Below are 24,852 nucleotides of genomic sequence, written 5' to 3' on the forward strand. Positions count from 1 at the left end.
CCCCGAAAGGCGGTTTTTTTATATCCGTCAATCACAGGAACCTGAAAGGCTCAGCAGCGATTACAGGCTTTCAGTGAAGGTACGGGTAATGACGTCACGCTGCTGTTCAGCAGTCAGTGAGTTGAAACGTACCGCATAGCCAGACACACGAATAGTCAGCTGTGGGTATTTTTCAGGATGTTTCACTGCATCTTCCAGAGTTTCACGGCGCAGTACGTTAACATTCAGGTGCTGACCGCCTTCCACGCGCACGGTTGGCTGAACTTCCATTGGCACTTCACGGTATTCGAATTTGCCAAGATCGCTGACAGCTACGATCTGGTCTTCCGCAAAACCCGCTTTAGCACATACACAACGCGCTTCAGCTTTTTCATCGTCGAGCAGCCAGAAAGAGTTTTTCAGCGCTTCGTTGTCAGTTTTAGTAATTTGGATCCCGGTGATCATATGTTGCCTCCAAGTTGGCTACGATACTGTTAAATGATTGATGTCAGGCCGGACCACAACCTGTTTTCCTGTTGTCAGATATAACAGCAGAGCACCCCGCATTCTTTGATAAATATCAATCTTTTCCGTGTGGGTATTTCCAACCCTCAGCATATTTATGTTTTATATCAATTTTTCCAAGGTGGCCGGTTAAATTATTTTTGTAAATTATCAACAAATTTTGCATAGAACGTTAAGTTGCAGATAAACATCGGTAAAAGCTCACGCGGGTTTCACTCAGCAGGATGAGCAGGTAAGCTACTGCCAGTTTAAAATTACCCTCAAAAGGAGAGCGTCAATGTCCACTACTCTCACCTGGCATGACGTGATTGGTCAGGAAAAAGAACAGCCCTATTTCGTTGATACCTTGAAGTTTGTCGCAGTTGAACGCGCAGCGGGCAAAACTATATATCCGCCACAGCAGGATGTGTTTAACGCCTTCCGCTCCACTGAGCTGGCAGACGTCAAGGTGGTGATCCTGGGTCAGGATCCTTACCACGGTCCCAATCAGGCTCATGGTTTATCTTTTTCCGTACGCCCCGGGATCCCTGCTCCGCCTTCTTTAGTGAACATGTACAAAGAACTGGCCACTGATATTCCCGGCTTCGAACGACCGTCTCACGGCTATCTGCAAAGCTGGGCCGATCAGGGCGTGCTGCTGCTGAACACGGTGTTGACCGTTGAAGGCGGTCAGGCGCATTCCCATGCCAAACTGGGCTGGGAAACCTTCACCGACAAAGTCATAGCCGCGCTGAACGAAAACCGTGAAGGGATTGTGTTCTTGCTTTGGGGCTCTCATGCACAAAAGAAAGGCAACATTATTGACCGCAACCGCCACCATGTTTTGAAAGCACCGCACCCTTCTCCGCTTTCGGCACATCGCGGTTTTCTGGGATGTAAGCACTTCTCGCAGGCGAATGCTTTACTGGAACAACAAGGTCTGGCACCGATTGACTGGGTACCAGTATTACCCGAACAGGCATAAAAAAGAGGCACCCGCGAAGGTGCCTCTTTCGTCATATCAGTCTGTGAAAAACAGAATCAGGCTTTGGCTTTAGAAACCGCAACCATTGCAGGGCGTAACAGACGGCCGTTCAGAGTGTAACCCTTCTGCATCACCATCATCACGTGATTAGGTTCCAGCTCTTCTGATTCCATCATCGTCATCGCCTGATGCAGTTCCGGATTGAAAGGCACGTGGATATCGCTCACCACTTCCATACCGAATTTGCGCACAGCATCCAGCAGAGATTTCAGGGTCAGCTCGACACCTTCAATCAAACCTGCCAGCTCTGAATTGGATTTATCAGCCAGATCCAGTGCACGTTCCAGATTATCGATAACTGGCAGCAGCTCACCGGAGAATTTCTCCAGAGCGAATTTATGCGCTTTCTCGATATCTTGCTCAGTACGGCGACGGATGTTTTCCACTTCCGCTTTTGCACGCAGCAGGCTGTCACGCTCACGCTGCTGGAGTTCTTTCAGTTGTGCTTCCAGTTCAGCAATACGTTCATCGCGCGGGTCAACGACATCTGCCGCCTGAGTTTCCGCTTCCGCATGCAGCTCTTGTTCCTGATTCAGTTCTTCAGAGACTTGCTCGTCAGGTGTCTTATGTTCTTTACTACTCATGAATCTCTCCGCGTTTTAGCATTAATCTTGCTAGTTGGCTTATTATGGGGATCAAAACCGGGGTTTCAAGGTTTGGTTTTGAATGAAACCGGTCATAATGCAGGTGTCATCACACCCTGCTGAGGATAACCACAGCGATGAATAAAAAATTTGAGTGCATTGGGATCGTCGGGCACCCACGCCATCCTTCGGCACTTGCCACCCATGAAATGCTTTACCATTGGTTAATCTCAAAAGGTTATCAGGTCGTCGTTGAACGGCAGGTGGCACAAGATTTAGCCCTGGAAGGCGCACAAACCGGCAGCCTGGCGGAGATTGGCAAACTGGCCGATCTTGCCGTTGTAGTTGGCGGTGACGGTAATATGCTGGGCGCCGCGCGCGTTCTGGCACGCTATGACATCAAAGTCATCGGCATTAACCGCGGTAATCTCGGTTTTCTGACCGATCTTGATCCGGATAACGCCCTTCAGCAACTCGATGATGTTCTGCAGGGCGAATACATCAGCGAACAGCGTTTCCTGCTGGAGGCCATGGTACGCTGCAAAGACCAGCAATGTCGCGTGAGCACGGCCATTAATGAAGTCGTTCTCCATCCGGGGAAAGTCGCGCACATGATTGAATTTGAAGTCTATATTGACGACAAATTCGCCTTCTCTCAACGCTCCGACGGTTTGATTATTTCAACCCCGACCGGTTCTACCGCCTATTCTCTTTCAGGTGGCGGCCCTATCCTTACACCGACGCTTGAAGCTATCGCGCTGGTGCCAATGTTCCCGCACACGCTTTCCGCGCGCCCGCTGGTCATCAATAGCAGCAGCACCATTTGTCTGCGTTTTTCACATATGAGCAATGATCTGGAAATCAGCTGTGACAGCCAGATCGCCCTTCCCATCCAGCCGGGTGAAGAAGTGGTGATCCGCCGAAGTGAATTCCATCTCAACTTAATCCATCCAAAGGATTACAGCTATTTCAATACATTAAGCACCAAACTCGGATGGTCAAAAAAACTCTTCTGATTTGATAAAAATAGTTCACCAGCCCCTTTACTGTATATAAAACCAGTTTATACTGTATGTAATTACAGGTCTGTTGTTATGTACAGGAAGGTGATCATGCTGGCGCAATTAACTATCAGTAACTTTGCCATTGTCCGTGAATTAGAAATCGATTTTCATGCCGGTATGACGGCAATCACCGGCGAAACCGGTGCAGGTAAATCCATTGCTATTGACGCACTGGGCCTTTGCCTGGGCAACCGCGCCGATGGCAGCATGGTTCGCCTTGGCGCAAGCCGTGCAGATATTTGCGCTCGTTTCACCCTTGCCGATACACCTTCCGCAAAACACTGGCTGGCCGATAATCAGCTGGATGAAGGGCATGATTGCCTGCTGCGCCGCACGATCAGCAGCGATGGTCGCTCACGTGGCTTTATCAACGGAACGCCTGTGCCGTTGTCCCAACTGCGCGAACTGGGCCAGCATCTTATTCAGATTCACGGCCAGCACGCCCATCAGCTTCTGCTCAAACCTGAGCATCAGAAAGACCTGCTCGATGCATATTCAGACCAGCCTTTGTTACTGGCAGAAATGCGTACCGCTTACCAGAACTGGCACCAAAGCTGCCGCCAGCTGGCACAATATCAGCAGCAGATGAATGAGCGTGAATCACGCCGCCAGCTCCTGCAATACCAGTTAAAAGAGCTCAATGAGTTTTCCCCTCAGCCGGGTGAATACGAGCAAATTGATGAAGAATATAAGCGTCTGGCAAACAGCGGACAGCTGTTGTCTCTCAGCCAGAGTGCTCTGTATTTGCTGGCCGATGGTGAAGAACAGAATATTGTCAGCATGCTCTACACCGCCCGTAATCAGTTAACTGAACTGGCTGAACTCGACAGCAAAATGAACGAGCTGATCATTATGCTGGATGAGGCCTCGATTCAGGTTAGCGAAGCCAGCGACGAACTGCGTCATTACAGCGAACGTCTGGATATGGATCCAAACCGCTTGTACGAACTGGAACAGCGCCTGTCCCGCCAGATGAACCTCGCACGTAAGCATCATGTCAGCGCTGAAGAGCTGCCAGAATTGCATCGTCAGTTACTGGAAGAACAAAAGGCACTGGATGAGCAGGAAACGAATCAGGCCGAGCTTAGCGAAGCAGTACAACGTCATTATCAGAAGGCCGTGACCATTGCCGAACAACTTCACGAAAAACGCCAGTATTTTGCTGATGAATTAACGCAACTGATCACGCAAAGTATGCAGGCACTGTCCATGCCGCACGGTAAATTTAAAATTCAGGTTCAGTTCGAACCTGAACATCTAAGCATCGAAGGTGCGGATCGCCTGGAATTCCAGGTTACGACTAACCCGGGCCAGCCTCTTCAGGCGCTGGCTAAAGTGGCATCCGGCGGTGAGCTGTCGCGTATCGCGTTGGCGATTCAGGTCATTACTGCACAAAAAATGGAAACTCCGGCACTGATCTTTGATGAAGTGGACGTCGGTATCAGCGGACCAACTGCCGCAATTGTCGGCCGCCTGTTACGCCAATTGGGTGAATCGACACAAGTAATGTGCGTAACTCACCTACCTCAGGTTGCAGGATGTGGTCATCAGCATTATTTTGTCAGCAAGGAAACCGACGGCGAAGTGACAGAAACCCAAATGAATCGTCTTGATAAGAAGGCGCGTTTGCAGGAACTGGCACGCTTGCTGGGCGGAAGTGAAGTCACCCGAAACACGTTAGCCAATGCAAAAGAGTTGCTCGCAGCGTAAAAAGCTCAACTTTTTTACATTTAAGCGGTCATACAGGTGCCCCGCAAAGGTTTCAAACTGATGAAAGGTCTATTATCATCGGCATCTTATGCCCTAAAGGAATGTAATGACTATGCGCTGTAAAACGCTAACTGCCGCCGCTGTAGCTCTTCTAATGCTTACTGCGGGCTGTTCCACTCTGGAAAAGGTGGTTTATCGGCCTGACATCAATCAGGGGAACTACTTGTCTCCTGCTGATGTACAAAAAATTCATACCGGCATGACTAAGCAACAAGTTGCTTATGTTCTTGGCACGCCGATGTTGCACGACCCGTTTGGCAGTGATGTTTGGTATTACGTGTTCCGTCAGGAGCCAGGTCATGAAGGTATAACTCAGCAAACATTAACGCTGACCTTCAACCAGGGTGGCGAGCTGACCAACATCGATAACAAACCGAAGTTGAACGATCAGCAATAAATCGCCCGGGTGTGATGGTCGTTGGTAGCTACCAAAAATCATCTTTCAGGGTAAAAAAATAAGGCGCCTCAGGCGCCTTATTTTTTTGAACGTTCGGCACGAATACGCCGCAGCTCTTTCGGATCCGCAATCAGCGGCCGGTAAATTTCAATCCGATCACCGTCGCTCACCGTGTCCACCAATTTTACGGGCCGGCTGTAAATCCCCAGCTTGTTCTTTTTTAAATCAATGTCCTGACGCAGTTCAAGCAAGCCAGAAGCAATAACCGCCTGTTCAACATTGCTGCCTTCTTCCAGTTTGACGGTTCTCAGGTACTGACGTTCTGGCAACGCATAGACCACTTCAACGCGGATTTCAGGCACTGTAGACCTCTTTTGCACGTAAAGTGAACGCCTGAACCATGCTTCCTGCCAGCTCTTTGAAGATTTTACCGAACGCGAGCTCAATCAGCTTATTCGTAAATTCGAAATCCAGACTGAGCTGAACTTTGCACGCTTCAGGGCTCAGTTCGATGAAATCCCATCCGCCGGTTAGCTTCCGGAAAGGGCCATCAACCAGCTGCATATCAATACGTTTATTGCTTATCAGCGTATTTTTCGTGGTAAACGTTTTACTGATGCCTGCTTTAGAAACATCGACAGCGGCTGTCATCGACGTGTCACTGTTTTCTAAAATCCGACTGCCGGTACAACCGGGCAGAAATTGCGGGTAAGCATCGACATCATTAACCAGGGTGTACATCTGTTCCACGCTGAACGGCACAAGCGCAGAACGACTTATCTGTGGCATATCATTTTCCAGGAGTCATAAAACGTACAGATAATACCATTTATCTGCGCGGTAATAAAAACTACGAAGCATAGCGCGCCACAAACAGGAAAAACATCTGACTCTGACCGCGTGGGGATTTCATTCGGCATCGCTTACAGTATAATAAGTGTCACTATGACAAAGAAAAAAGCACATAAACCCGGTTCCGCGACTATCGCGATGAACAAACGCGCTCGCCATGAATACTTCATCGAAGATGAGATCGAGGCGGGGCTTGCTTTGCAGGGATGGGAAGTCAAATCGATGCGCGCTGGAAAAGCAAACATCACTGACAGCTATGTCACATTCCGCGACGGTGAAGCCTTTTTATTCGGCGCAACCATTCAACCTCTCAACGTGGCGTCAAGTCATGTGGTTTGTGATCCGACCCGTACAAGAAAATTACTGCTGAACAAACGTGAGTTAGAAACGCTGTTCGGTAAAGTGACACGCGATGGTTACACCGTCGTCGCGCTTTCTATGTACTGGAAAAATGCCTGGTCGAAAGTGAAAATCGGCCTGGCAAAAGGTAAGAAAGAGCACGACAAGCGCGATGACATTAAAGATCGTGAATGGAAAGTAGACAAAGCACGTATCATGAAGAACTCAAACCGCTAAGTCTCTGGCTTAACATACAGTTTTTCTGATATACTGCTAAATAGTACTTGGGGCTGATTCTGGATTCGACGGGATTTGCGAAGCCCAAGGAGCATGCCGAGGGGCGGTTGGCCTCGTAAAAAGCCGCAAAAAAATAGTCGCAAACGACGAAAACTACGCCCTAGCAGCTTAATACCCTGCTTAGAGCCCTCTCTCCCTAGCCTCCGCTCTTAGGACGGGGATCAAGAGAGGTCAAACCCAAAAGAGATCGCGTGGACACCTTGCCTGGGGTGAAAGCGTTAAACCCAATCAGGATAGTTTGTTAGTGGCGTGTCCATCCGCAGCTAACCGGCGAATGTAAAGATTGGACTAAGCATGTAGTGCCGACGGTGTAGTAATTTCGGACGGGGGTTCAAATCCCCCCAGCTCCACCAAATAATGATCCGGTTATTACCAGATAAGTCCGGAGAAGTCCTGAAAGCCCGCATCCCTTCTAGGTTTGCGGGCTTTTTTGTGTCTGAAGAAGTCCGAGAAGATCCGCCTGAAACCGGCGTCTATTGGTATACGCTAAGATATATACCAATAAACGTATACCAATTAGGGAAGATCCTTGCGTGACGGTGACGGACTCTTTCTCCTGGTCAAAACCAACGGCAAGAAAATTTGGCGTTTCCTCTATCAGGTTCCTAACACATCAAAACGCACCATTGATCTGCCTTGGCGCTTATTCTGCACGTTCACTGGCTGATGCCCGAGAAGTGCACAAAAGGTTTCGGTTATTACCAGATACGCAAAGAAAGCCGCACCCCGCAAGGGTTTGCGGCTTTTTTATTGCAACATCTCCGTTGAGTCATCGCAGTCTATCCTTTTGTTTTTCATCTATAACACGACATTTATCTCATCCATTTCTGCGGATAGTCGTTTTCCATAGCGGCCGGTTATCTTATTGCGGCCATCTTCGACTATTGCCCGTTTTGCGCAGATGTTTGGCGCTTGACCCTGACTTATTGAATCGTCATATTCGAAATAAGAAAGCATCACTTTTACCCTCGCTTTTAGCTGCGGGGGTTTGTTTTTTTTGGCACCATCAGGAGATTACTTGTGAAGAAAAAAATACTGCTGTGCCTTCTGGCGCTGGCGGCCACCAGCGGTTTTGCACAGGCTGAAACAACATTGCGTTTCGGCGTAGATCCGTCGTTTCCCCCTTTTGAATCCAAAGCAGCGGACGGTAAGCTGATCGGTTTTGATATCGATCTGGGCAACGCAATCTGTCAGCAGGCTCAGGTTAAATGTGAGTGGGTTGAAACCGCGTATGACGGAATAATTCCTGCCCTAAATGCTAAAAAATTTGATGCCGTACTTTCCGCCATGTCTATGACGCCAAAACGCAAAACACAGGTCACTTTCTCCGACATGCTTTATCACGTTCCCAGTGTGCTGATTGCGAAAAAAGGTAATGGCCTGCAACCGACGGCGGAATCGCTGCAAGGCAAAACCGTCGGCGTCGCTCAGGGAACTACGCAGGAAGCGTATGCGCAAGGCGAATGGCAGAAGAAAGGCGTGAACGTCGTATCCTATCAGAATCAGGATTTCGTGAATCAGGACCTGGCCTCTGGCCGTATCGACGTGACGTTGACTAACGCGGCGGCAGCCGAAACCGGCTTTCTGAAAACGCCTGAAGGCAAAGATTATGCCTTTGCTGGCGAGCCGTTAAACGACACCCGTTATCTGGGCGAAGGAACGGCTATCGGGCTGCGTAAAGATGATCAGGCGCACCTGACACTCATCAATAATGCGCTGGCAGAAATCCATAAAAACGGGACTTACCAGACGTTGGAAAAGAAATACTTCACGTTTGAGGTCTACACCAAAAAGCCGTAATTCCTTTCATCAGGCCGCATGTGGCTAACCATGCGGCTCAATATTTGCGGGATGGATTCCAATACCACCTGCCAGAAACTGCAATGCAGAAGATTGTTTTCGTGAACCTCCGCAATCCTCAAACCTTTCCGTTTCACTGATCCGGCTATCAGCCTAAAGTCAGCCTCACCGATAAACGTTATCCGAAAAGGTTACACCAACATGAGATCCGCCGACGTCTGCCTAAGTGCCAGCAAAGCTTCATCACGGATATCTGTGTCCGTAATGATTGTGTCGATTTTTTCCATCGGCAACACCAAGTTATATCCGCGACGGCCAAACTTAGTCGAATCAGTGACAACGACAACCCGCTGAGCAGCGGCAGCCATAATGCCGCTGATGCTGTAGCCCTCATTAAATGTGGTGATGCCTGTTGCGGCGTCCAGACCGTCCGCGCCCACAAACATCAGATTGGCGACGATTCCCTGCAAGGCATATTCCGTAATGTTTCCATGCAAAGAGCGTGTTTTATGCCGCAACGTTCCACCACAGACCACCAGCGTGATATCGGGGTTTTCAGATAAAACAAACGCAGCTGGCAGATTGTTCGTGATGACGGTGATGTCGCCAGATTTTACCAGCTCTTCCGCCAGCAACATGGTTGTGCTGCCACTGTCGAGAATGACGGTATCTCCGGGTTTTACCAATCCTGCCGCAGCCTGAGCTATACGTTTTTTAGGATCACTGGCCTGCAAATAACGTTCTTCAAGCACCATTTCATCCTGCTGCAATCCCGTCAGGTCGGCCATTGAAGCGTCGCGTTTCGCCGCGCCGCCATGAAAACGCGTCAGAGCGCCCTTTTGTTCCAGTAGACCCAAGTCAGAACGGATTGTCACTTCAGAAACGTCGAAAGAATTCGAAAGCTCGGCGACCATGACGGTGCCGTTTTGATTCACTAAATCAATGATTTTGTTACGTCTATCATAAGTATTCATGATTAAGGATCCGAAAGACTGTATTGCGGACAGTGTAAACAAAAGGCGTCATTAAGAGGAGAAAAAAATACCGACATTGTGAAACGTGATATCACCTTGCCCGCCAGGCTTTGATTGCTTTCATATTACGGCACGCTCCGGAATACGAAAGAAAACGAATGCAACAATCTTACGAAATATTTCGATCGCTGTCACGAATTCTGTAAAACGCTATTGTTTGGCTTTCGAAATGATATGAGTATCTTCGAAAACAAACGGAGGCCAAAATGAAAGATATTATCGAAAAACATAAGCAAGGCGAAAGTACCGGGATTTGTTCTGTCTGCTCTGCACATCCATTGGTGATCGAGGCCGCCCTGCGGGAAGATCTCCGCACCGATCGTAAAGTGTTGATCGAAGCCACCTCTAATCAGGTGAACCAGTTTGGTGGCTATACAGGAATGCTGCCGATCGATTTTCGCGATTTCGTTCTCGCGATTGCGGAAAAAGTCGGATTCCCGGTGCAGCGACTCATTCTGGGAGGGGACCACCTGGGGCCAAACTGCTGGCAAAATGAGGATGCTGAAAGTGCAATGTCTAAGGCAGAGGTGCTGATAGCGCAATATGTTGAAGCAGGTTTCAGCAAGATCCATCTGGACGCCTCAATGTCATGCAAAGACGATCCGGTTCCGCTTGATCCTTTCGTTGTCGCTCAGCGTGCAGCGCGTTTATGTCAGGTGGCCGAACGTGTTGCAACCCCCCTGCAAAAATGCTCGTTGACCTACGTCATTGGCACCGAAGTTCCGGTCCCTGGCGGAGAAGCTTCTGCTATTCAGCACGTTCATGTGACCGAGTCGAAAGACGCGCAAGCTACGCTCGAAATGCATCATCAGGCTTTCAGAGAAATGGGGCTTGAGGCGGCAATTGAGCGGATCATCGCCGTTGTTGTGCAGCCAGGTGTAGAGTTTGATCATAGCCGTGTGATCCACTATCAGCCGAAACTCGCTGAAGGATTATCGGCATATATAACAACGACTCCGCTGGTTTATGAAGCACATTCAACCGATTACCAAACCCGAGAATCCTATCGTCATCTGGTTAAGGATCACTTTGCCATTCTTAAAGTTGGGCCTGCGTTAACCTTTGCCCTTCGTGAAGCCGTTTTTGCTCTGGCGAATATCGAACAGGTGCTGATCGCCCCCGAATCCCGCAGCCAGATACTGACCGTGATCGACGGTGTCATGCTGGACGAACCGGTTTACTGGAAAAAATACTACAACCCGACATTCAGCCTTTCGCTGATCGACCTGCATTTCAGCCTTTCAGATCGCATTCGTTATTACTGGCCCAATGCCCGCATCAACCGGGCTATGGAAGCGCTGGTCGCCAATTTAAAATCAGTAGAAATCCCGCTGGGCCTGTTGAGCCAATATCTTCCTGCGCAATTTGAACGGGTGATGGCGAATAAACTGACCAGCGATCCTCACGAACTGATTATCGATAAAATTCAGGACGTTCTGCGCGCCTACCATTACGGCTGTTCCCTGCAGCCCGTCAGCGCGGAGGCCCGCTGCAATGCTTAACTGCGAAATCTTCGTCAAAACAAATATTGCCTTTACAGATCATCGCGAAGCGCTGACCCACATCGGAGAAAGCATGGTCAAAGCCGGTGTGGTTGAAAGCACCTACCCGCAGGCGCTTCTGAATCGCGAGGCTGAATTCCCGACGGGCATTCAGCTTGAAGAGCATGCAGTCGCTATTCCGCACTGCGAAGCCAGCCATGCCCGGAGCCCGGCTATCTACCTGATTCGCCCGAATGCTCCCGTTGAATTCTTTCAGGCTGATGATGAAGGCACCGTTTCTGCGTCTCTGATAGTGGCGCTTATCGTCACACATCCGTCAGAACAGCTGAGCTTGTTACGTCAACTTTTCAGTCAACTACAGAAGCCGGAATTTTTAGAAAAACTGCTTACTGCGCCAGAAAATCAGCTGGCATCCCTCTTTGAGCAACAGGTTTTCTTACCGGCTGAAGAGAAAATTTCTCCCGTTTATATCTGAAGCCGTTAGCAACAGAAGCATCTCCTCTACACCTTACTTAAAAACATTAAAACAAAGCATCAAGGAGCCTTACCGTGAAGCGAAAAATCATTGTCGCCTGTGGCGGAGCCGTTGCCACTTCCACTCTGGCAGCAGAGGAAATCAAAGAGTTATGCGCGGCACACAATATTGAAGTGGATCTCGTCCAGTGCCGCGTCACTGAGATCGAAACCTACATGGACGGTGCGCATCTGATTTGCACCACGGCCAGAGTTGACCGCAAGTTCGGCACAATTCCGCTGGTACATGGGATGCCGTTCATTTCTGGCGTCGGCATGGATGCGTTGCGTGAGCAAATACTGACCCTGTTGCAGGAGTAAGCCATGTTTACCGAAATAATGCGCTACATCCTCGACCTCGGGCCGACAGTCATGTTGCCCGGTGTCATCATCATTTTCTCCCTGATATTGGGCATGAAACTGGGGGACTCATTTAAATCAGCCATTCACATTGGCATCGGCTTCGTCGGGATCGGTCTGGTCATTGGCCTTATGCTCGATTCCATCGGACCTGCGGCAAAAGCGATGGCCGAGCATTTTGAAATCAACCTGCAAGTGGTGGATATTGGCTGGCCGGGTTCATCACCGATGACCTGGGCTTCCCAGATTGCGCTGGTTGCTATTCCGATTGCTATCGGGGTGAATATCGTGATGCTGCTGACCCGCATGACACGCGTCGTCAACGTCGATATCTGGAACATCTGGCACATGACATTCACCGGCGCCATGCTGCATCTGGCAACCGGATCATACTGGCTGGGGATCATGGGCGTCGTGGTTCACGCGGCGTTCATCTACAAACTGGGCGACTGGTTTGCGAAAGATACCCGCGATTTCTTCAACCTTGAAGGCATCGCAATCCCGCACGGCTCCTCGGCTTATCTTGGCCCGATTGCCGTGCTGGTCGATACCCTTATTGAGAAAATCCCGGGTCTGAACAAAATCCACTTCAGCGCCGACGATGTTCAGAAACGCTTTGGCCCGTTCGGAGAACCCGTCACCGTGGGTTTTGTGATGGGTCTGATTATTGGTTATCTCGCCGGATATGACATCAAAGGCGTATTGCAGCTGGCCGTCAAAACGGCTGCCGTCATGCTGCTGATGCCGCGGGTGATTAAACCGATCATGGATGGGTTAACACCTATTGCCCGCCATGCCCGTACACGACTGCAAGCCCGTTTCGGTGGACAGGAATTCCTGATTGGTCTGGATCCTGCGCTTCTGCTCGGCCATACCGCCGTCGTATCCGCCAGCCTGATCTTTATTCCATTAACGATTTTGATTGCGGTGCTGGTACCGGGAAATCAGGTTCTGCCGTTTGGGGATCTGGCAACTATCGGTTTCTTTGTGGCGATTGCGGTTGCCGTGCATCAGGGGAACCTGTTCCGCACGCTGATTTCGGGCTGCATCATCATGAGCATCACCCTCTGGATTGCGACGCAGACCATCGACTTGCACACTCAGCTCGCGGCAAATGCCGGTGCTCTCACGGCCGGTGGCCGGGTGGCATCCATGGATCAGGGCGGTTCTCCGATTACCTATCTTCTGATCCAACTTTGTACGCTGAAAAACATCGCGGGGCTCAGCATCATCGGCATCATTTACGCCGTGGGTGTATTCCTCACATGGCGACGCGCCCGTAATTTTACCCGGGCTGAAAAACTGGCAGCGGCTGCACTGACCAGCGCTTAACCCTCATCCAGGCGGAGGGTTACCTCCGCCTTAAGGAAACAATGATGCAATCTGTAGTTGTACATCAGGGCGGAACAATTACCGTCGAGGAAAAAGCAAATCCTGTATTAAGCGCGCCCGATGATGTGTTAGTTCGCGTTGCGTATTCCGGCCTGTGCGGCTCTGATATTCCGCGTATTTTCGCCAACTCTTCGCATTATTATCCGATCACGCTCGGCCATGAATTCAGTGGTTACGTGGTCAGTACAGGTGGCGAAGTTCATGATTTACAGGAAGGTGATGCTGTGGCGTGCGTTCCTCTTCTCCCCTGCTTCCAGTGTGAAGAATGCAAAAAAGAAGCCTACTCACAATGTAAGCACTACCAGTTTATCGGCTCCCGCCGCGATGGCGGCCATGCGGAATATGTGGTCGCGCCGAGAAAAAATCTCTTCCGGCTGCCGGAAAACGCTTCTCTGTTGCAGGGCGCATTTCTGGAACCGATCACCGTAGGTTTACACGCACTGAAACTGGCCGGTGGTTGTGAAGGCAAAGAAGTCGTCGTGATTGGTGCGGGGACGATCGGTCAGTTGATCATTCAGGCCGCAAGCGCCCTGGGTGCGCGTTCCGTGACCGCCATAGACATCAACCCTCAGCGGCTGGCGCTTGCTCTGGAAACCGGTGCAAGCCATAGCTTCAACAGCGCCATGCTGAACGCTGACGAAATCCGCCAGCAAAGTCAGGAGCGTCGTTTTAATCAGCTGATTATCGAAACCGCTGGTACGCCGCAAACCGTCGCGCTGGCTCTCGACATTGCGGGCCCGAAAGCGCAGGTCGCGCTGGTCGGTACGCTGCATAAAGATCTGACCCTGAATGTGGCAACCTTCAGCCATATCTTGCGTAAAGAGCTGACGTTACTCGGCAGTTGGATGAATTATTCCGCGCCCTGGCCCGGCAGTGAATGGCAGCTGGCAACGCAGCTTTTCGCGGAACAGAAAATAAATCTGACACCACTCATTGGCTGTCTTGGTGACCCGCAGGAATTTGCCAAAGAAGTTACCGCCCTGAAAGGAAAACCTATGGCGGGCAAAATCCTGCTGGATTTAACAAGGAGCTAAATTCATGTATCTGATCTCAAACAGAGAAATGCTGCTGGCGGCGCAGCGCGAAGGTTATGCGGTTCCGGCATTCAATATCCACAATATGGAAACGGTACAGGTTGTGGCCGAAACGGCGGCCGCGATGAGCTCTCCGGTGATACTCGCCGGAACGCCCGGCACATTCAGTTATGCGGGAACCCGGTACCTGATTTCGATATGTCAGGAAGCGGCACGGAAAAACCGTATTCCGCTGGCACTGCATCTTGATCATCATGAGGAACTGGAAGACATCGGGACGAAAGTCCGCTCGGGGATCCGATCCGTCATGATCGACGCCTCACATTTTCCGCTGGCAGAAAACATTGAAAAGGTGCGCGATGCGGTGCGTTTATGCCATGCCTTTGACGCGAGCGTAGAAGCCGAACTCGGGCGGCTTGGCGGGCAGGAGGACGATCTGGTCGTTGAGGAAGGCGACAGCTTCTTTACTGATCCGGTTGTCGCCAGGCACTTTGTGGAATCCACCCGTATCGATTCGCTGGCGGTCGCCATTGGTTCGGCACACGGCTTATATCTGGGCACGCCCAAACTGGATTTCCGCCGTCTGGAGCAAATTCGTCAACGGGTCGATATTCCCCTGGTGTTACACGGCGCGTCCGGGATCCCGGATGACATGATCCATGAGGCGATTGCGCTGGGGATCTGCAAAGTCAATGTGGCGACAGAGTTGAAAATTGCCTTTGCCGATGCAGTGAAAGACTATTTTGCAGCGCATCCTGACGCGAACGATCCGCGCAAATATATCGTTCCCGGAAAGCTGGCTATGCAAAAAGTAGTGGAGGAAAAGATAAAAGTCTGTGGCAGCGCTGGCCGTTTATAACGGGGAATAGGTTTATAACCAGCATGAGGTTTACCGCCTTAATGGATTTAAAGCGGAGGTTTTTTCTCCGCTTTTCAACTCTTTGGCATCTCACCGGTTGCAGCCCAATCACCATTCTGATTTTATGGAAAGCTCTCTGATAGTGAAATGGAAAAGATGATGACAACCCTCAACCACTTTGGCCAGCCCGTGGGCGACGCCCTTCCCGACTGGCAGCCACGTGAACGTCCGTCACGCGTTCAGCTTAACGGCACCTGGTGTCACCTGGAGCCACTGAGTTGCGAACTCCACAGCCAGGATCTGTTTAACGCCTGGCACAGCATTGATAACGGCAGTGACTGGACCTATCTTTCTGTTGACCGTCCGGCAACGCAGGCTGAATGCGATCTGTTTATTTCGCAGCAGGTCAAAAGTGAAGATCCGTTGTTTTTCGCCGTTGTGGATAACGCTACAGGCCGTGCCGTTGGCAGCGTATCGCTGATGCGCATCGACCCGGTGAACGGTGTTGCGGAAATTGGTTGGGTAAACTGGTCACCGCTGATGAAACGCACGCGTTTCGGCACGGAAGCGATTTATCTGCTGCAACGTTATCTGTTCGATACGCTGAAATACCGCCGCTGCGAATGGAAATGCCACAGCCTGAATGAACCGTCTAAACAGGCAGCATTACGCTTTGGTTTTCAGTACGAAGGTACATTCCGTCAGGCTATCGTCCTGCGAAGCCACAACCGTGATACCTGCTGGTATTCAGTCATCGACAGCGAATGGCCAGAATCTAAAACGGCATTTGACCGCTGGCTGAGCGCCGATAACTTCTCTGCTGAAGGTCAGCAGAAGCAGCGTCTGGAAGAACTGCGTAAATAAAAACATAGCCCGCGGAATTCACTGATGCGGGCACTTTCTTTGCTTAGCGAATTTACACGGCAGACAGCAACGTAATGTCCGGCCACGCATAAATGATATTTCGCGAACGCCAGATCGGCCCGGAGTCGGTATACCGCCCCGCTTCGCGGCCACCCAGCGCACTGTAAAAACGGATTGCCGGTTCGTTGCCTTCCACTACGCCCAGCCCGACGCTGCGATATCCCGCGGTAATAAGATGCTGAGCCGCTTTACTGATTAACCGTTTACCGAGGCCCTGACGTTTAAAATCGCCGGAAACATACAGGAATTTGATTTCGGCCATCTCGCCAAAATCAGGGTTAGATGACGCCGAGGCAAGGCAAAAACCGGCCAGTTTTCCGTTTACTTCTGCCAGAAAAATACCCTGCCCCACAGCGGGATGATCAAACTTATCCTGCCAGAAAGCTTTACGACGTTGCACATCCAGCGCAGCGAATGCCTCCGCCGGGGCCAGTTTGCAGTAGGTTTCACGCCAGATAGCGACGTGCAATCTGGCGAGTTCATCAATATCTTCTGGCGCAGCTTCGCGCAAAGAAAAAGCAGGCACGGCGTTCCTCGTCATCAAAAAATTCGGTGGCAGAAAAGTCAGCTGAGTATAGTCAGGCTTTTTCTTCCCGAGCTAACAATGAACGCTTTCTTTCCACGCCCCAGCGGTAGCCGGAAATATTCCCGTCTGTTTTCACGACGCGATGGCAGGGAATGGCAACGGCCAGCAGGTTCGCCGCACAGGCACCGGCAACGGCGCGAACGGATTTTGGCGAGCCAATTTTGCGGGCGATATCAGCGTAGCTGGCAGTCGTTCCGGCTGGAATATCGCGCAATGCCTGCCAGACGCGCTGCTGAAAAGCCGTACCGCGAATATCCAGTGGCAAATCCAACCCGATTTGCGGCTGTTCGACAAAGCCGACGATCACGGCAATGCGCTGCTCAAAATCAGGATCGCCTCCCACTAGTTCAGCCTGCGGAAAACTGTTTTGCAATTCAGCGATCAACTTTTCCGGATCATCGCCCAGCAAAATGGCGCAAATTCCACGCTGGCTTTCAGCCACTAGAATCTCGCCCAGCGAAGAATGCCCGATGGCAAACCACACGCGAACATCACGGCCACCGGCACGGAATGACTGCGGCGTCATGCCCAGCACTGTGCCCGACGTTTCATAAAACCGGCCATCGGATGAATACCCGGCGGAGTGAACCGCTTCGGTCACTGTCGCCGCATCGGCCAGCTTTTCACGGACGCGGCGCGTGCGCTGCGCCTGCTGATATTCTTTTGGCGTCACACCGGTTTGGGCTTTGAAAATACGATGAAAATGGTAAGCGCTGATGCCGACTTCTGCCGACAGCTGGTTCAGCGTGAGCATTTCGGTTGACTGTTCAAGCAGCCGGCATGCCTGTGCCACGCGCTGAGCGTGAAACTGCGCCAGTGAAATAAGCCCCTGACGGCAGCGTTTGCACGGGCGGAAACCGGCCTGTTCGGCAGCTTCGGCATTGTCGTAGAATTCAATATTTTGCGGATTTGGCTGGCGTGATGGACAGGAAGGCGCGCAGTAAATACCGGTGGTTTTTACCGCATACACAAACTGGCCGTCGGCCTTCGCATCGCAACTGACAACCGCCTGCCAGCGCGGATCCTGCGCCTGATGACTTTCCGCACTTCCCGATAACGCTTCGTGACGAACTTGCGCTTTAGCTGACATGGTCTGCCTCACATTTCCCGACTGGATGATTCACAGCTTATGCTCTGAAATCACCGTGCGCCCTCCGGCGCTTGCTTTCTCATTCAACCCGCCGTTTTCAGCCTCCAAAGGGCGCTGAAGGCGTATCAAGGATCAACTGATAAAAGGCCAGATCCAGCCAGCGGTCAAATTTCCAGGCAGCCTGTTTAATCGTTCCGGTGTGGGTAAATCCGTTCTTCTCATGCAACGCAATGCTGCCACCGTTTGCCGCGTCGATCGCACCAATCAGTGTATGGACATCGCGCTCGCGTGCCGCGTCAATGAGTGCATTGAGCAACACTTTTCCCAGCCCTTTTCCACGATGACTTTTGTGAATATAAATAGAGTGTTCGACAGAATATTTATACGCTGGCCACGCGCGAAACGTGCCGTAACTGGCGAATCCCAGCAACGTCCCTTCTTCATCCTCGAGGCCGATAACCGGGAAATTATTGATCAGTTTAGTGGCAAACCATGAGGTCATACTGTCGATATGGCGCGGTTTATAATCATATAAAGCCGTTGAAGTGATAATGGCATCATTAAAAATATCCAAAATCGGCACCGCGTGCTGATGTTCATTACAGGCAATCAGTTTCATCAGATGTTCCCCTTCGCTTCCGTTATGGTTTAATTTCCACTATAGTGGATTAAATTCCACAAAAGTAAACAACGGAACGCCTGATATGTCAATCGACCAGTTGATCGCTACACGTCTGCAATCATTACGAAAAACTCAGGGGCTGAGCCTCGAACAGTTGGCAAACAATTCCGGGGTCAGTAAAGCGATGATTTCGAAAATTGAACGGCAGGACAGCAGCCCGAGCGCCAGCCTTCTGGGGCGTCTGGCGGCCAGCCTCGGCGTGTCGCTGGCACAGTTGCTCTCAGAAGAAAACCCGCAGCCCGCCCCGCTGCGCCCGCAGGCGAATCAGGAAGTCTGGCAGGATCCGGATATTGGTTATCTGCGCCGCCAGGTGACCGCGCATGAAGAAAATGGTGCGCCCGAACTGGTGGAAATTACCCTTCCAGCCGGAGCGCGCGTCAGCTATCCCGGCTGGCATCAGCAGGCTTACAAGCAGCGCCTGTGGATGGTAGAAGGCACGCTGGATATCCGTTACGGGGATGAAAACTACGCGATGGCCACCGGTGATGCCCTGACGTTTGGCGTCGATTTGCCTATTACATTCACTAATCCGGGTTCGCAGCCTTGTCGCTATCTGCTCGTTATGAGCGACAAATAGCGTCTGCGTTTTCAATCAGCGCCAGTGCGCGATCCCGCTGGCGCCAGAAGCGCGTGGTCATCATCAGCCACATCTCGGGCGACGTATTTTCGCGGGCTGACGCCAGCTCCTGAAAGCCGGGAAACGCGCCGCCGCGATAACTCAGATCATAGTGAAAATCATCAACCGAGCTGTAACGCAGGCGATGTAAATCCGCGATGACACGCCTTAACTGCGGCTGCCAGACGAGCGGATCCGCCATCCAGCGTGTCGTCAGTTTCTCCAGTTCAGGTTGCAATTCCCTGAGTTTTTCAGCCACCGGCGCGAGGTCGAATTCCGGTGAAATAACCGCGATCAGCTCCGTGAGGGAGTGTTGCAAACTGTCAAGATACGCCAGCGGATCCAGCGGCAGCACGGGCTGCGTCAGTAAAACTTCCAGCCAGTGCGCGTGAATTTGCGTATCGCGCCAGAGAATATTCAGATCCGCCTTATCGTAAGTGTCCGCTTCCGTGTGCCACCACCAGCCGCCACCGCTGCCCGGTGACTGCGTCGTTTTTTCCTGAGGCACTTCGCGGAAGGCAAAATGCAGCGGTAAACCGCAGCCCCAGAATGACTGGTCGCCGCCTTTTCCCAGCGCGGTAATGCGCAGCGCCGGTTCGCCGGTCACAGCTTCAACGGCGGCGTTTAAGAACGCATGCGATTCAGAACCGCTGGCATTCAGCACCACATTGACGGCGTCCAGACATCCCGGCGAATCCACGTTGATATGCGCCACACAATGTTGTTTCAGCTGCTGGCGGTAACGGTCGGCGTACCACGTCGAGCCGCCATAACGGGCATTGGAATGCCCCGGCCACCAGATAATCCGCAGCCCGCGCAACAACGTCTCGCGCTGCTGATAAAAATGGATCGCCATCGCCAGACACAACGCATTTCCGGTCGCGTTATCTGTCACGCCCTCATGCCAGGAATCGTAGTGGGAAGACAGCAATACAAACTCCGGGCTGCTGCCGGGAATATCCACCACCGGCATGCTGCATTCGGCGACGTGATAATTCAGCTGTGTAGCCATTTTCACGGTCATCCGCGGGTTATTCTGAAGCTCTGCCAGCAGCCGCTGGCCGCCCTGCTGATTGACTGAAATCACCGGCAGGCGCGGATAACGCAAAAAATCATCCGGCTCCGGCGTGCCCCAAACCGGCCCGACAGTTTCTTCATGCAGTGCGGATTCCGCAGAACCCCAGATATGGATCAGACCGAGCGCACCGGCGGCACACAGCCGTTGCACGTAATCTTCAAAGCCCTGACCGGCGAACACGATTTTGCCTTTTACGTTCTGCGCCCACGCTTTCCACTGTAGATCGCTACGCGGCGCGCAGGCTTCTGCGTCATAAAAAGCCAGCCCTTCCACGCCCTGCGGGCAATGCGCGGAAAATGAACGGGTTTTCGCTTCACAGCGCCAGCCGGGTTTGCCGGACAATTCCAGGCTGCCGGCCAGCGGATCACTGAGATACAACGGGCAATGCATCAGGCGCGCATCCAGCCCCTGTTCCTGCAATAACGACACCATCCGATGCGCCGCCAGTTCAGCATCATCACAACCGGAAAGCCTGTGCAGCGAGGAGAACTCGTACAACAGGCCGTCCATCAGCGGCAGTAAATGTTCACGAACCGGCGGACGCAGAGGCATTATTGGGCTTTCCCTTGCTGATGAACGGACATGTCCAGCGGGCCGAAATATTTCACCTTGATCTTCTCCCAGGTGCCGTCAGCCTTAATTTTTGCCAGCCCGTCGTTGAGCAACGCTTTGATTTTGGCGTCGTCTTTGCGCACGCCGTAGGAGGAGCCGACGCTGAATATTTTATCGTCACGCACTTCCGGGCCGGTCAGTTCGAAGTTTTTACCTTCCGGCTTATTGAGGAAACCGAAGGTCACGGCGACCGCCGGGCTGAGCGCGCCGTCTAAACGCCCGGCGACCAAATCCTGATAGATCGTATCCTGATCGGCATAAGCCACCACATCGACGCCTTTCGGCTGCCAGAAGGTATTGGCGTACATTTCCTGAATCGATCCCTGCTGAACCGCAATGCGTTTACCCTGCAACGATTCCGGCGTCGGCATCAGCGGGCTGCCTTTTGCCACCACCAGCCTGGTCGGAATGTGATACACGAAATCACTGAAGTCGATCACTTTACGACGTTTTTCTGTCGCACCTTGTGGCGAAATAAAATCGACTTTTTTGGCAAGCAGGGAAGGAATTTCGGCGTCAAAACTGCTGACCACGAACTCGCATTTCACTTTCATCACGTCGCAGATGGCGTTGGTGATATCAATTTCAAAACCGGTCGGCGTCCCGCTGGCGTCACGGTACTGGAATGGCGGATAGCCCATGTCGGCGGCGACGCGCAGGGTTTCACCGTCAGCGTGAGCCATCGCGCTGCCAAAGGTCAGTGCCAGAACGGCAGCCGCCAGTGTTTTTTTCATCATTATTCTGTCCTCTCTTCCCAAAGTTATTGTTTTGACTGCCAGTTTGAAAATTCTTCTCTGACTGCGCGGAGCTTAGTATCGTCCTGACATAAATCGAGAGCCGTCATCGCCAGCGCTTTGGCGGCCTGTAACATGCCCTGCAAACCGGCTTCTGAACCGGCGGCAACCGCGAATTCCGGCGTGTGAGGAAGGACATCGCCGATACGGATATACGGGTGGATTGCCGCCGTTATCTGGCTGACGTTGCCGATATCGGAGGAACCGATGCCGCCGTTCAGCGGAGGCGGGACGACCTCAACACCGATTGCTTCCAGATTTTGCTGGAAGAATCCGGCCAGCGTGAGGTTGTTGTTGCGTTCGGCATAGGTCAGCCCTTCTTCGATTTCCAGCCGCGCGCCGGTCATCAGCGCTGCGCCGCGTGCCGCATCGAAGACTTTTTGCTTCACGGCGGCCAGCCCTTTCACGGTGTCGGCGCGCATCAGGAATTTTGCTTCGCTGTAGGCCGGAACGATATTGGTGGCGCTGCCGCCGTCGGTGATGATGCCGTGAACGCGCACATCGTCGGTGAAAAGCTGACGTAACGCGTTGATCCCGTTGAAAGTGTGGATGACCGCATCCAGCGCGCTGATACCGTTTTGCGGCGCGGACGCCGCATGCGCCGCTTTACCATGAAATTTAAAGACGGCATCGACACACGCCAGCCCGCCGCGCACCACCATGGTTTTATCGCGTGGATGGAACATCATCACCGCATCGGCATCGTCAAAAATGCCTTTGTCGCTGAGGATAATTTTGCCGCCGCCTTCCTCTTCCGCCGGTGTGCCGATCACTTCCAGCCTGCCCGTCAGAAACTGCGAAACCTGTTTCAGCGCCAGCGCTGCCGTCACGGAAGCCGTGCCGATCAGGTTATGTCCGCAGGCATGGCCCAGATTGACCAGCGCGTCATATTCGGCCAGTAACGCAATCACCGGCCCCGGTTTACCACTGTCATAAGTGGCGCGGAATGCCGTCGGCAAGCCGCCCAGTTCTTCTTCAATCTCAAAACCTGCCGCACGCAGGGGCGCAATTAGCGCCGCCGCAGAATTCACTTCTTCAAAACTGAGCTCCGGATTGGCATGAATGTTCATCGCCAGTTCCGTCGCCTGAGCCGCCAGTAAATCGACGGCAGCGATAATCTGGGCCTTTTGTTCTTCTGTAGTGCAAACCGACATGTTTTATTCCCTGCGATGGTGCAAAGCCAAAAATTATTTTCTGACAGCGTGAATTGGCCGTTGCGTTGTTTTGCCTCTATGCCTTCCAGAAATAGGGCTTTTAGGGATTTTGGTCAAATTGAGCCTTTTTATCTGTTGCCCTTTTTACGCAAAAATTATTTTATGGTATTCGACTTTGCGGGCAGTACTCCGGGGAAATCCATGAACGAAAAAGACTGGCTGATTTTGCGCGCCGTATATCAGCATAAAAATATTACCCGCGCGGCGGAGCAGCTTTACACCTCGCAGCCCGCCCTGAGTTATCGCCTGCGTCAGATCGAACGCAAACTGGCTATCCGTTTATTTGAAGAAGGGCAAAAGGGGCTGGTTTTCAGCGCGCAGGGGGAATATCTCGCGCAGCACGCGGTGACCGTACTCAGCGATTTACAACAACTGAAACTCAATCTGCACAGCCTGGATCAGGCGCAACAAGGGGAAATCTCGCTCGGCGTTTCCAGCAATTACGCGGCATATCGTCTGCCGCCTTTGCTGAGCCAGTTTCGCCAGACGCATCCGGGGATCCGCGTCAGCCTGATGAGCGGATTCAGCGAGGATATTATTCAAAAGCTGCTGCGCGGCGAGATTGATATGGCGCTGGTGAAAGATGATTTTAACTGGAAGGAAGGTAAGCACCTGATTGAAGAAGATGACTATGTGCTGGTGAACAGTCAGGATTTTGATTTTGCGCTGCTTCCGCACATGCCGCAGATAAAAATCCATCACGGCGCGCACGTCACGCAGCTGATTGAACGCTGGTGGAATGCCAATTTCTCGCACGCGCCGAACATCACGATGGAAGTCGATAAGCTCGAAGTGTGTATGGCAATGGTGGAGCACGGGCTGGGCTACGCGATTGTCGCCACATATTTACCGCTGCCGGAGCATTTTTACCGGCGGCCTGTCAGCGTCGATGGCACGACGGTGAAGAACCGCACCTGGCTGCTGCACCGCCATAACCTCAATGCCACGCCGTATAGGCAGGCGTTTATTCATCTGTTACAGACGGCGCAACAAGGGCTGACGCCGCGCTGATCAGAGATCTAACGTGCCGTCGATCAGCGTGCAGGTATCGCCGCCAATCCACGGTTCGCCGTCCACGAAAGTGACTGTCACACGGCCATCTCGCTGAAGTTTTGTGCCCTGACGGACGCGGTAACTTTCGGCCATATGCGCACCGTCCGGGAATCCCCCGGCTTTCAAAACCCGCGCCAGACAGGCATTCGCGCTGCCCGTGACCGGATCTTCTTTCAGCACGCCGTCTTCGTCGATCAGCGCCCGCACTTCATAATCTGCCGGGCCGTTTTTATCGTGCAAACCGTAAACCGCAATGCCGTTCACGCCGAGGCGCGTTTGCAGCTCGCTGATGGCCGCTGCGTCAGCCGTGATATTCAGGCAATCCTGCGCGCTTTCCATGCGCACCACCAGCCAGATAATGCCCATGTCAGCCGCCACCGGCGTGACGTCAGCCTGAATTTTGCCACCGCGCAGCGCGGTCTCCAGCAACGCATTGTGTTCAGCCCCCAGCGGTTTCATTACCGCCGGCGGTGCAGAAAACGCCTGCCCGCCTTCGGACAACTGATTAACCTGAACCAACCCGACGCCGCATTCCTGTATCAGATGCCCCGGATTTTTAGGCTTCAGGCCGCTTTGCAACAGCGCGTACGCCGTGCCCAGCGTCGGATGTCCGGCAAACGGCAACTCTTTGTCGGTGGTAAAAATACGGACGCGGTAATCGGCATCCGGCGATTCCGGTTTAAGCACAAAAGCGGTTTCCGCAAGATTGGTCCAGCGCGCCATGGCGAACATTTCGGCGTCGGTCAGCCCTTCGGCATCGAGGATTACGGCCAGTGCATTGCCTTTCAGCGGTTCAGCGGTAAACACATCAACTTGTTTAAAACGGCGCAGGCGGGTCATAACGGATCCTTTTGTTCATCTTTTGGAAACGGGCGAAG

The 24,852-nt window shown here is 52.2% G+C and carries 27 protein-coding genes, 1 other RNA gene and 1 pseudogene; 17 read left to right on the forward strand and 12 right to left on the reverse strand.

The annotated features are described in order from the left end of the window. Positions 1–60 precede the first annotated feature (60 nt). Positions 61–444 carry an autonomous glycyl radical cofactor GrcA gene (grcA, locus tag J1782_RS23585; protein ID WP_112288177.1) on the reverse strand — a complete coding sequence of 128 codons (384 nt, stop codon included), beginning with the start codon at positions 442–444 and terminating at the stop codon, positions 61–63. Positions 445–781: 337 nt separating this feature from the next. On the opposite strand from grcA, the gene ung reads away from it, so the two are divergent. Continuing rightward, positions 782–1,468, forward strand: coding sequence for a uracil-DNA glycosylase (gene ung / locus J1782_RS23590; protein ID WP_217153997.1), 687 nt, complete (start codon positions 782–784; stop codon positions 1,466–1,468). A gap of 56 nt (positions 1,469–1,524) precedes the next feature. Here ung and grpE read toward each other — a convergent pair whose 3' ends face one another. Then, the gene (grpE, locus tag J1782_RS23595; protein ID WP_152327807.1) at positions 1,525–2,112 is read right to left on the reverse strand and encodes a nucleotide exchange factor GrpE; all 588 of its coding nucleotides are present in this window, start codon (positions 2,110–2,112) and stop codon (positions 1,525–1,527) included. A 137-nt stretch (positions 2,113–2,249) separates the two neighbouring features. On the opposite strand from grpE, the gene nadK reads away from it, so the two are divergent. From nadK to bamE, 3 genes are all read left to right on the forward strand, one after another. Next, positions 2,250–3,128, forward strand: a complete 879-nt coding sequence (gene nadK / locus J1782_RS23600; protein WP_104923140.1) for an NAD(+) kinase — start codon at positions 2,250–2,252, stop codon at positions 3,126–3,128. Positions 3,129–3,224: 96 nt separating this feature from the next. Next, entirely contained in the window at positions 3,225–4,886 is a 1,662-nt protein-coding gene (gene recN, locus J1782_RS23605; protein WP_217153998.1) for a DNA repair protein RecN, read from the forward strand. Positions 4,887–4,998: 112 nt separating this feature from the next. Next, positions 4,999–5,343 (forward strand): outer membrane protein assembly factor BamE, encoded by a 345-nt coding sequence (gene bamE / locus J1782_RS23610; protein WP_152327805.1) that lies wholly within the window; start codon positions 4,999–5,001, stop codon positions 5,341–5,343. Positions 5,344–5,420: 77 nt separating this feature from the next. Here bamE and J1782_RS23615 read toward each other — a convergent pair whose 3' ends face one another. Together J1782_RS23615 and J1782_RS23620 are read right to left on the reverse strand one after the other, a co-directional pair. After that, positions 5,421–5,705 (reverse strand): RnfH family protein, encoded by a 285-nt coding sequence (locus J1782_RS23615; protein WP_165059232.1) that lies wholly within the window; start codon positions 5,703–5,705, stop codon positions 5,421–5,423. Further along, positions 5,698–6,132, reverse strand: coding sequence for a type II toxin-antitoxin system RatA family toxin (locus tag J1782_RS23620; protein WP_152327803.1), 435 nt, complete (start codon positions 6,130–6,132; stop codon positions 5,698–5,700). Before J1782_RS23620 ends, J1782_RS23615 begins: the two co-directional genes overlap by 8 nt. Positions 6,133–6,288: 156 nt before the next feature. Between J1782_RS23620 and smpB the strand changes: the two genes are divergently transcribed. The 4 genes and pseudogenes from smpB to J1782_RS23635 all read left to right on the forward strand — a co-directional run bounded on the left by smpB (position 6,289) and on the right by J1782_RS23635 (position 8,631). Beyond that, positions 6,289–6,771, forward strand: coding sequence for an SsrA-binding protein SmpB (gene smpB / locus J1782_RS23625; protein WP_101075405.1), 483 nt, complete (start codon positions 6,289–6,291; stop codon positions 6,769–6,771). Positions 6,772–6,820: 49 nt separating this feature from the next. Next, positions 6,821–7,184: a transfer-messenger RNA gene (gene ssrA, locus J1782_RS23630) on the forward strand. Between the two features lie 173 nt (positions 7,185–7,357). After that, positions 7,358–7,511 (forward strand): annotated as a pseudogene (locus J1782_RS26435) (integrase arm-type DNA-binding domain-containing protein); the annotation flags it as partial. Positions 7,512–7,851: 340 nt separating this feature from the next. Further along, the gene (locus J1782_RS23635; protein ID WP_217153999.1) at positions 7,852–8,631 is read left to right on the forward strand and encodes an ABC transporter substrate-binding protein; all 780 of its coding nucleotides are present in this window, start codon (positions 7,852–7,854) and stop codon (positions 8,629–8,631) included. Between the two features lie 191 nt (positions 8,632–8,822). Here J1782_RS23635 and J1782_RS23640 read toward each other — a convergent pair whose 3' ends face one another. After that, entirely contained in the window at positions 8,823–9,605 is a 783-nt protein-coding gene (locus J1782_RS23640) for a DeoR/GlpR family DNA-binding transcription regulator (protein WP_217154000.1), read from the reverse strand. Between the two features lie 266 nt (positions 9,606–9,871). Between J1782_RS23640 and gatZ the strand changes: the two genes are divergently transcribed. The 7 genes from gatZ (at position 9,872) to J1782_RS23675 (ending at position 16,189) form a co-directional block, all read left to right on the forward strand. Next, positions 9,872–11,167 carry a tagatose-bisphosphate aldolase subunit GatZ gene (gatZ, locus tag J1782_RS23645; protein ID WP_208951411.1) on the forward strand — a complete coding sequence of 432 codons (1,296 nt, stop codon included), beginning with the start codon at positions 9,872–9,874 and terminating at the stop codon, positions 11,165–11,167. Beyond that, on the forward strand, positions 11,160–11,642 hold the full coding sequence (gene gatA, locus J1782_RS23650; protein ID WP_152327800.1) for a PTS galactitol transporter subunit IIA: 483 nt from the start codon (positions 11,160–11,162) through the stop codon (positions 11,640–11,642). The genes gatZ and gatA overlap by 8 nt, the downstream gene beginning before the upstream one ends. 74 nt (positions 11,643–11,716) lie before the next feature. Next, entirely contained in the window at positions 11,717–12,001 is a 285-nt protein-coding gene (gene gatB / locus J1782_RS23655) for a PTS galactitol transporter subunit IIB (RefSeq protein ID WP_152327799.1), read from the forward strand. A 3-nt stretch (positions 12,002–12,004) separates the two neighbouring features. Beyond that, a complete protein-coding gene (locus J1782_RS23660; protein WP_152327798.1) occupies positions 12,005–13,372 on the forward strand; it encodes a galactitol-specific PTS transporter subunit IIC in 1,368 nt (455 codons plus the stop codon). A gap of 44 nt (positions 13,373–13,416) precedes the next feature. Continuing rightward, complete coding sequence (gatD, locus tag J1782_RS23665; protein ID WP_217154048.1) at positions 13,417–14,466, forward strand: galactitol-1-phosphate 5-dehydrogenase; 1,050 nt, start codon at positions 13,417–13,419, stop codon at positions 14,464–14,466. Between the two features lie 4 nt (positions 14,467–14,470). Continuing rightward, a complete protein-coding gene (locus tag J1782_RS23670) occupies positions 14,471–15,325 on the forward strand; it encodes a tagatose bisphosphate family class II aldolase (RefSeq protein ID WP_152327797.1) in 855 nt (284 codons plus the stop codon). A gap of 159 nt (positions 15,326–15,484) precedes the next feature. Further along, the gene (locus tag J1782_RS23675; RefSeq protein ID WP_217154049.1) at positions 15,485–16,189 is read left to right on the forward strand and encodes a GNAT family N-acetyltransferase; all 705 of its coding nucleotides are present in this window, start codon (positions 15,485–15,487) and stop codon (positions 16,187–16,189) included. Between the two features lie 52 nt (positions 16,190–16,241). Here J1782_RS23675 and J1782_RS23680 read toward each other — a convergent pair whose 3' ends face one another. The 3 genes from J1782_RS23680 to J1782_RS23690 all read right to left on the reverse strand — a co-directional run bounded on the left by J1782_RS23680 (position 16,242) and on the right by J1782_RS23690 (position 18,544). After that, positions 16,242–16,775: a GNAT family N-acetyltransferase gene (locus J1782_RS23680; RefSeq protein WP_152327796.1), complete on the reverse strand. Its 534-nt coding sequence runs from the start codon at positions 16,773–16,775 to the stop codon at positions 16,242–16,244. 52 nt (positions 16,776–16,827) lie between these two features. Further along, positions 16,828–17,925, reverse strand: a complete 1,098-nt coding sequence (ada, locus tag J1782_RS23685; protein WP_152327795.1) for a bifunctional DNA-binding transcriptional regulator/O6-methylguanine-DNA methyltransferase Ada — start codon at positions 17,923–17,925, stop codon at positions 16,828–16,830. 97 nt (positions 17,926–18,022) lie between these two features. Continuing rightward, complete coding sequence (locus J1782_RS23690) at positions 18,023–18,544, reverse strand: GNAT family N-acetyltransferase (protein WP_152327794.1); 522 nt, start codon at positions 18,542–18,544, stop codon at positions 18,023–18,025. Between the two features lie 85 nt (positions 18,545–18,629). Between J1782_RS23690 and J1782_RS23695 the strand changes: the two genes are divergently transcribed. Beyond that, positions 18,630–19,184 (forward strand): helix-turn-helix domain-containing protein, encoded by a 555-nt coding sequence (locus tag J1782_RS23695; RefSeq protein ID WP_208951408.1) that lies wholly within the window; start codon positions 18,630–18,632, stop codon positions 19,182–19,184. Here J1782_RS23695 and J1782_RS23700 read toward each other — a convergent pair. Genes J1782_RS23700 through J1782_RS23710 form a run of 3 tightly spaced genes read right to left on the reverse strand, consistent with a single transcriptional unit; the run spans position 19,168 to position 22,861 of the window. Next, positions 19,168–20,853, reverse strand: coding sequence for a M28 family peptidase (locus tag J1782_RS23700; protein WP_217154001.1), 1,686 nt, complete (start codon positions 20,851–20,853; stop codon positions 19,168–19,170). The genes J1782_RS23695 and J1782_RS23700 overlap by 17 nt on opposite strands. Next, positions 20,853–21,650, reverse strand: a complete 798-nt coding sequence (locus tag J1782_RS23705) for a transporter substrate-binding domain-containing protein (RefSeq protein WP_152327791.1) — start codon at positions 21,648–21,650, stop codon at positions 20,853–20,855. Before J1782_RS23705 ends, J1782_RS23700 begins: the two co-directional genes overlap by 1 nt. 23 nt (positions 21,651–21,673) lie before the next feature. Beyond that, positions 21,674–22,861, reverse strand: coding sequence for a M20 family metallopeptidase (locus J1782_RS23710; protein WP_217154002.1), 1,188 nt, complete (start codon positions 22,859–22,861; stop codon positions 21,674–21,676). Between the two features lie 201 nt (positions 22,862–23,062). Between J1782_RS23710 and J1782_RS23715 the strand changes: the two genes are divergently transcribed. After that, a complete protein-coding gene (locus tag J1782_RS23715; RefSeq protein ID WP_165059210.1) occupies positions 23,063–23,932 on the forward strand; it encodes a LysR family transcriptional regulator in 870 nt (289 codons plus the stop codon). Here the strand turns inward: J1782_RS23715 and J1782_RS23720 are convergent, their stop codons facing one another. Next, positions 23,933–24,814, reverse strand: a complete 882-nt coding sequence (locus J1782_RS23720; protein ID WP_152327788.1) for a PhzF family phenazine biosynthesis protein — start codon at positions 24,812–24,814, stop codon at positions 23,933–23,935. It abuts the gene before it with no gap. Positions 24,815–24,852: the final 38 nt, after the last annotated feature.

Source organism: Rahnella sp. BCC 1045 (assembly GCF_019049615.1).
In the GTDB taxonomy this organism is placed as follows: domain Bacteria; phylum Pseudomonadota; class Gammaproteobacteria; order Enterobacterales; family Enterobacteriaceae; genus Rahnella; species Rahnella contaminans.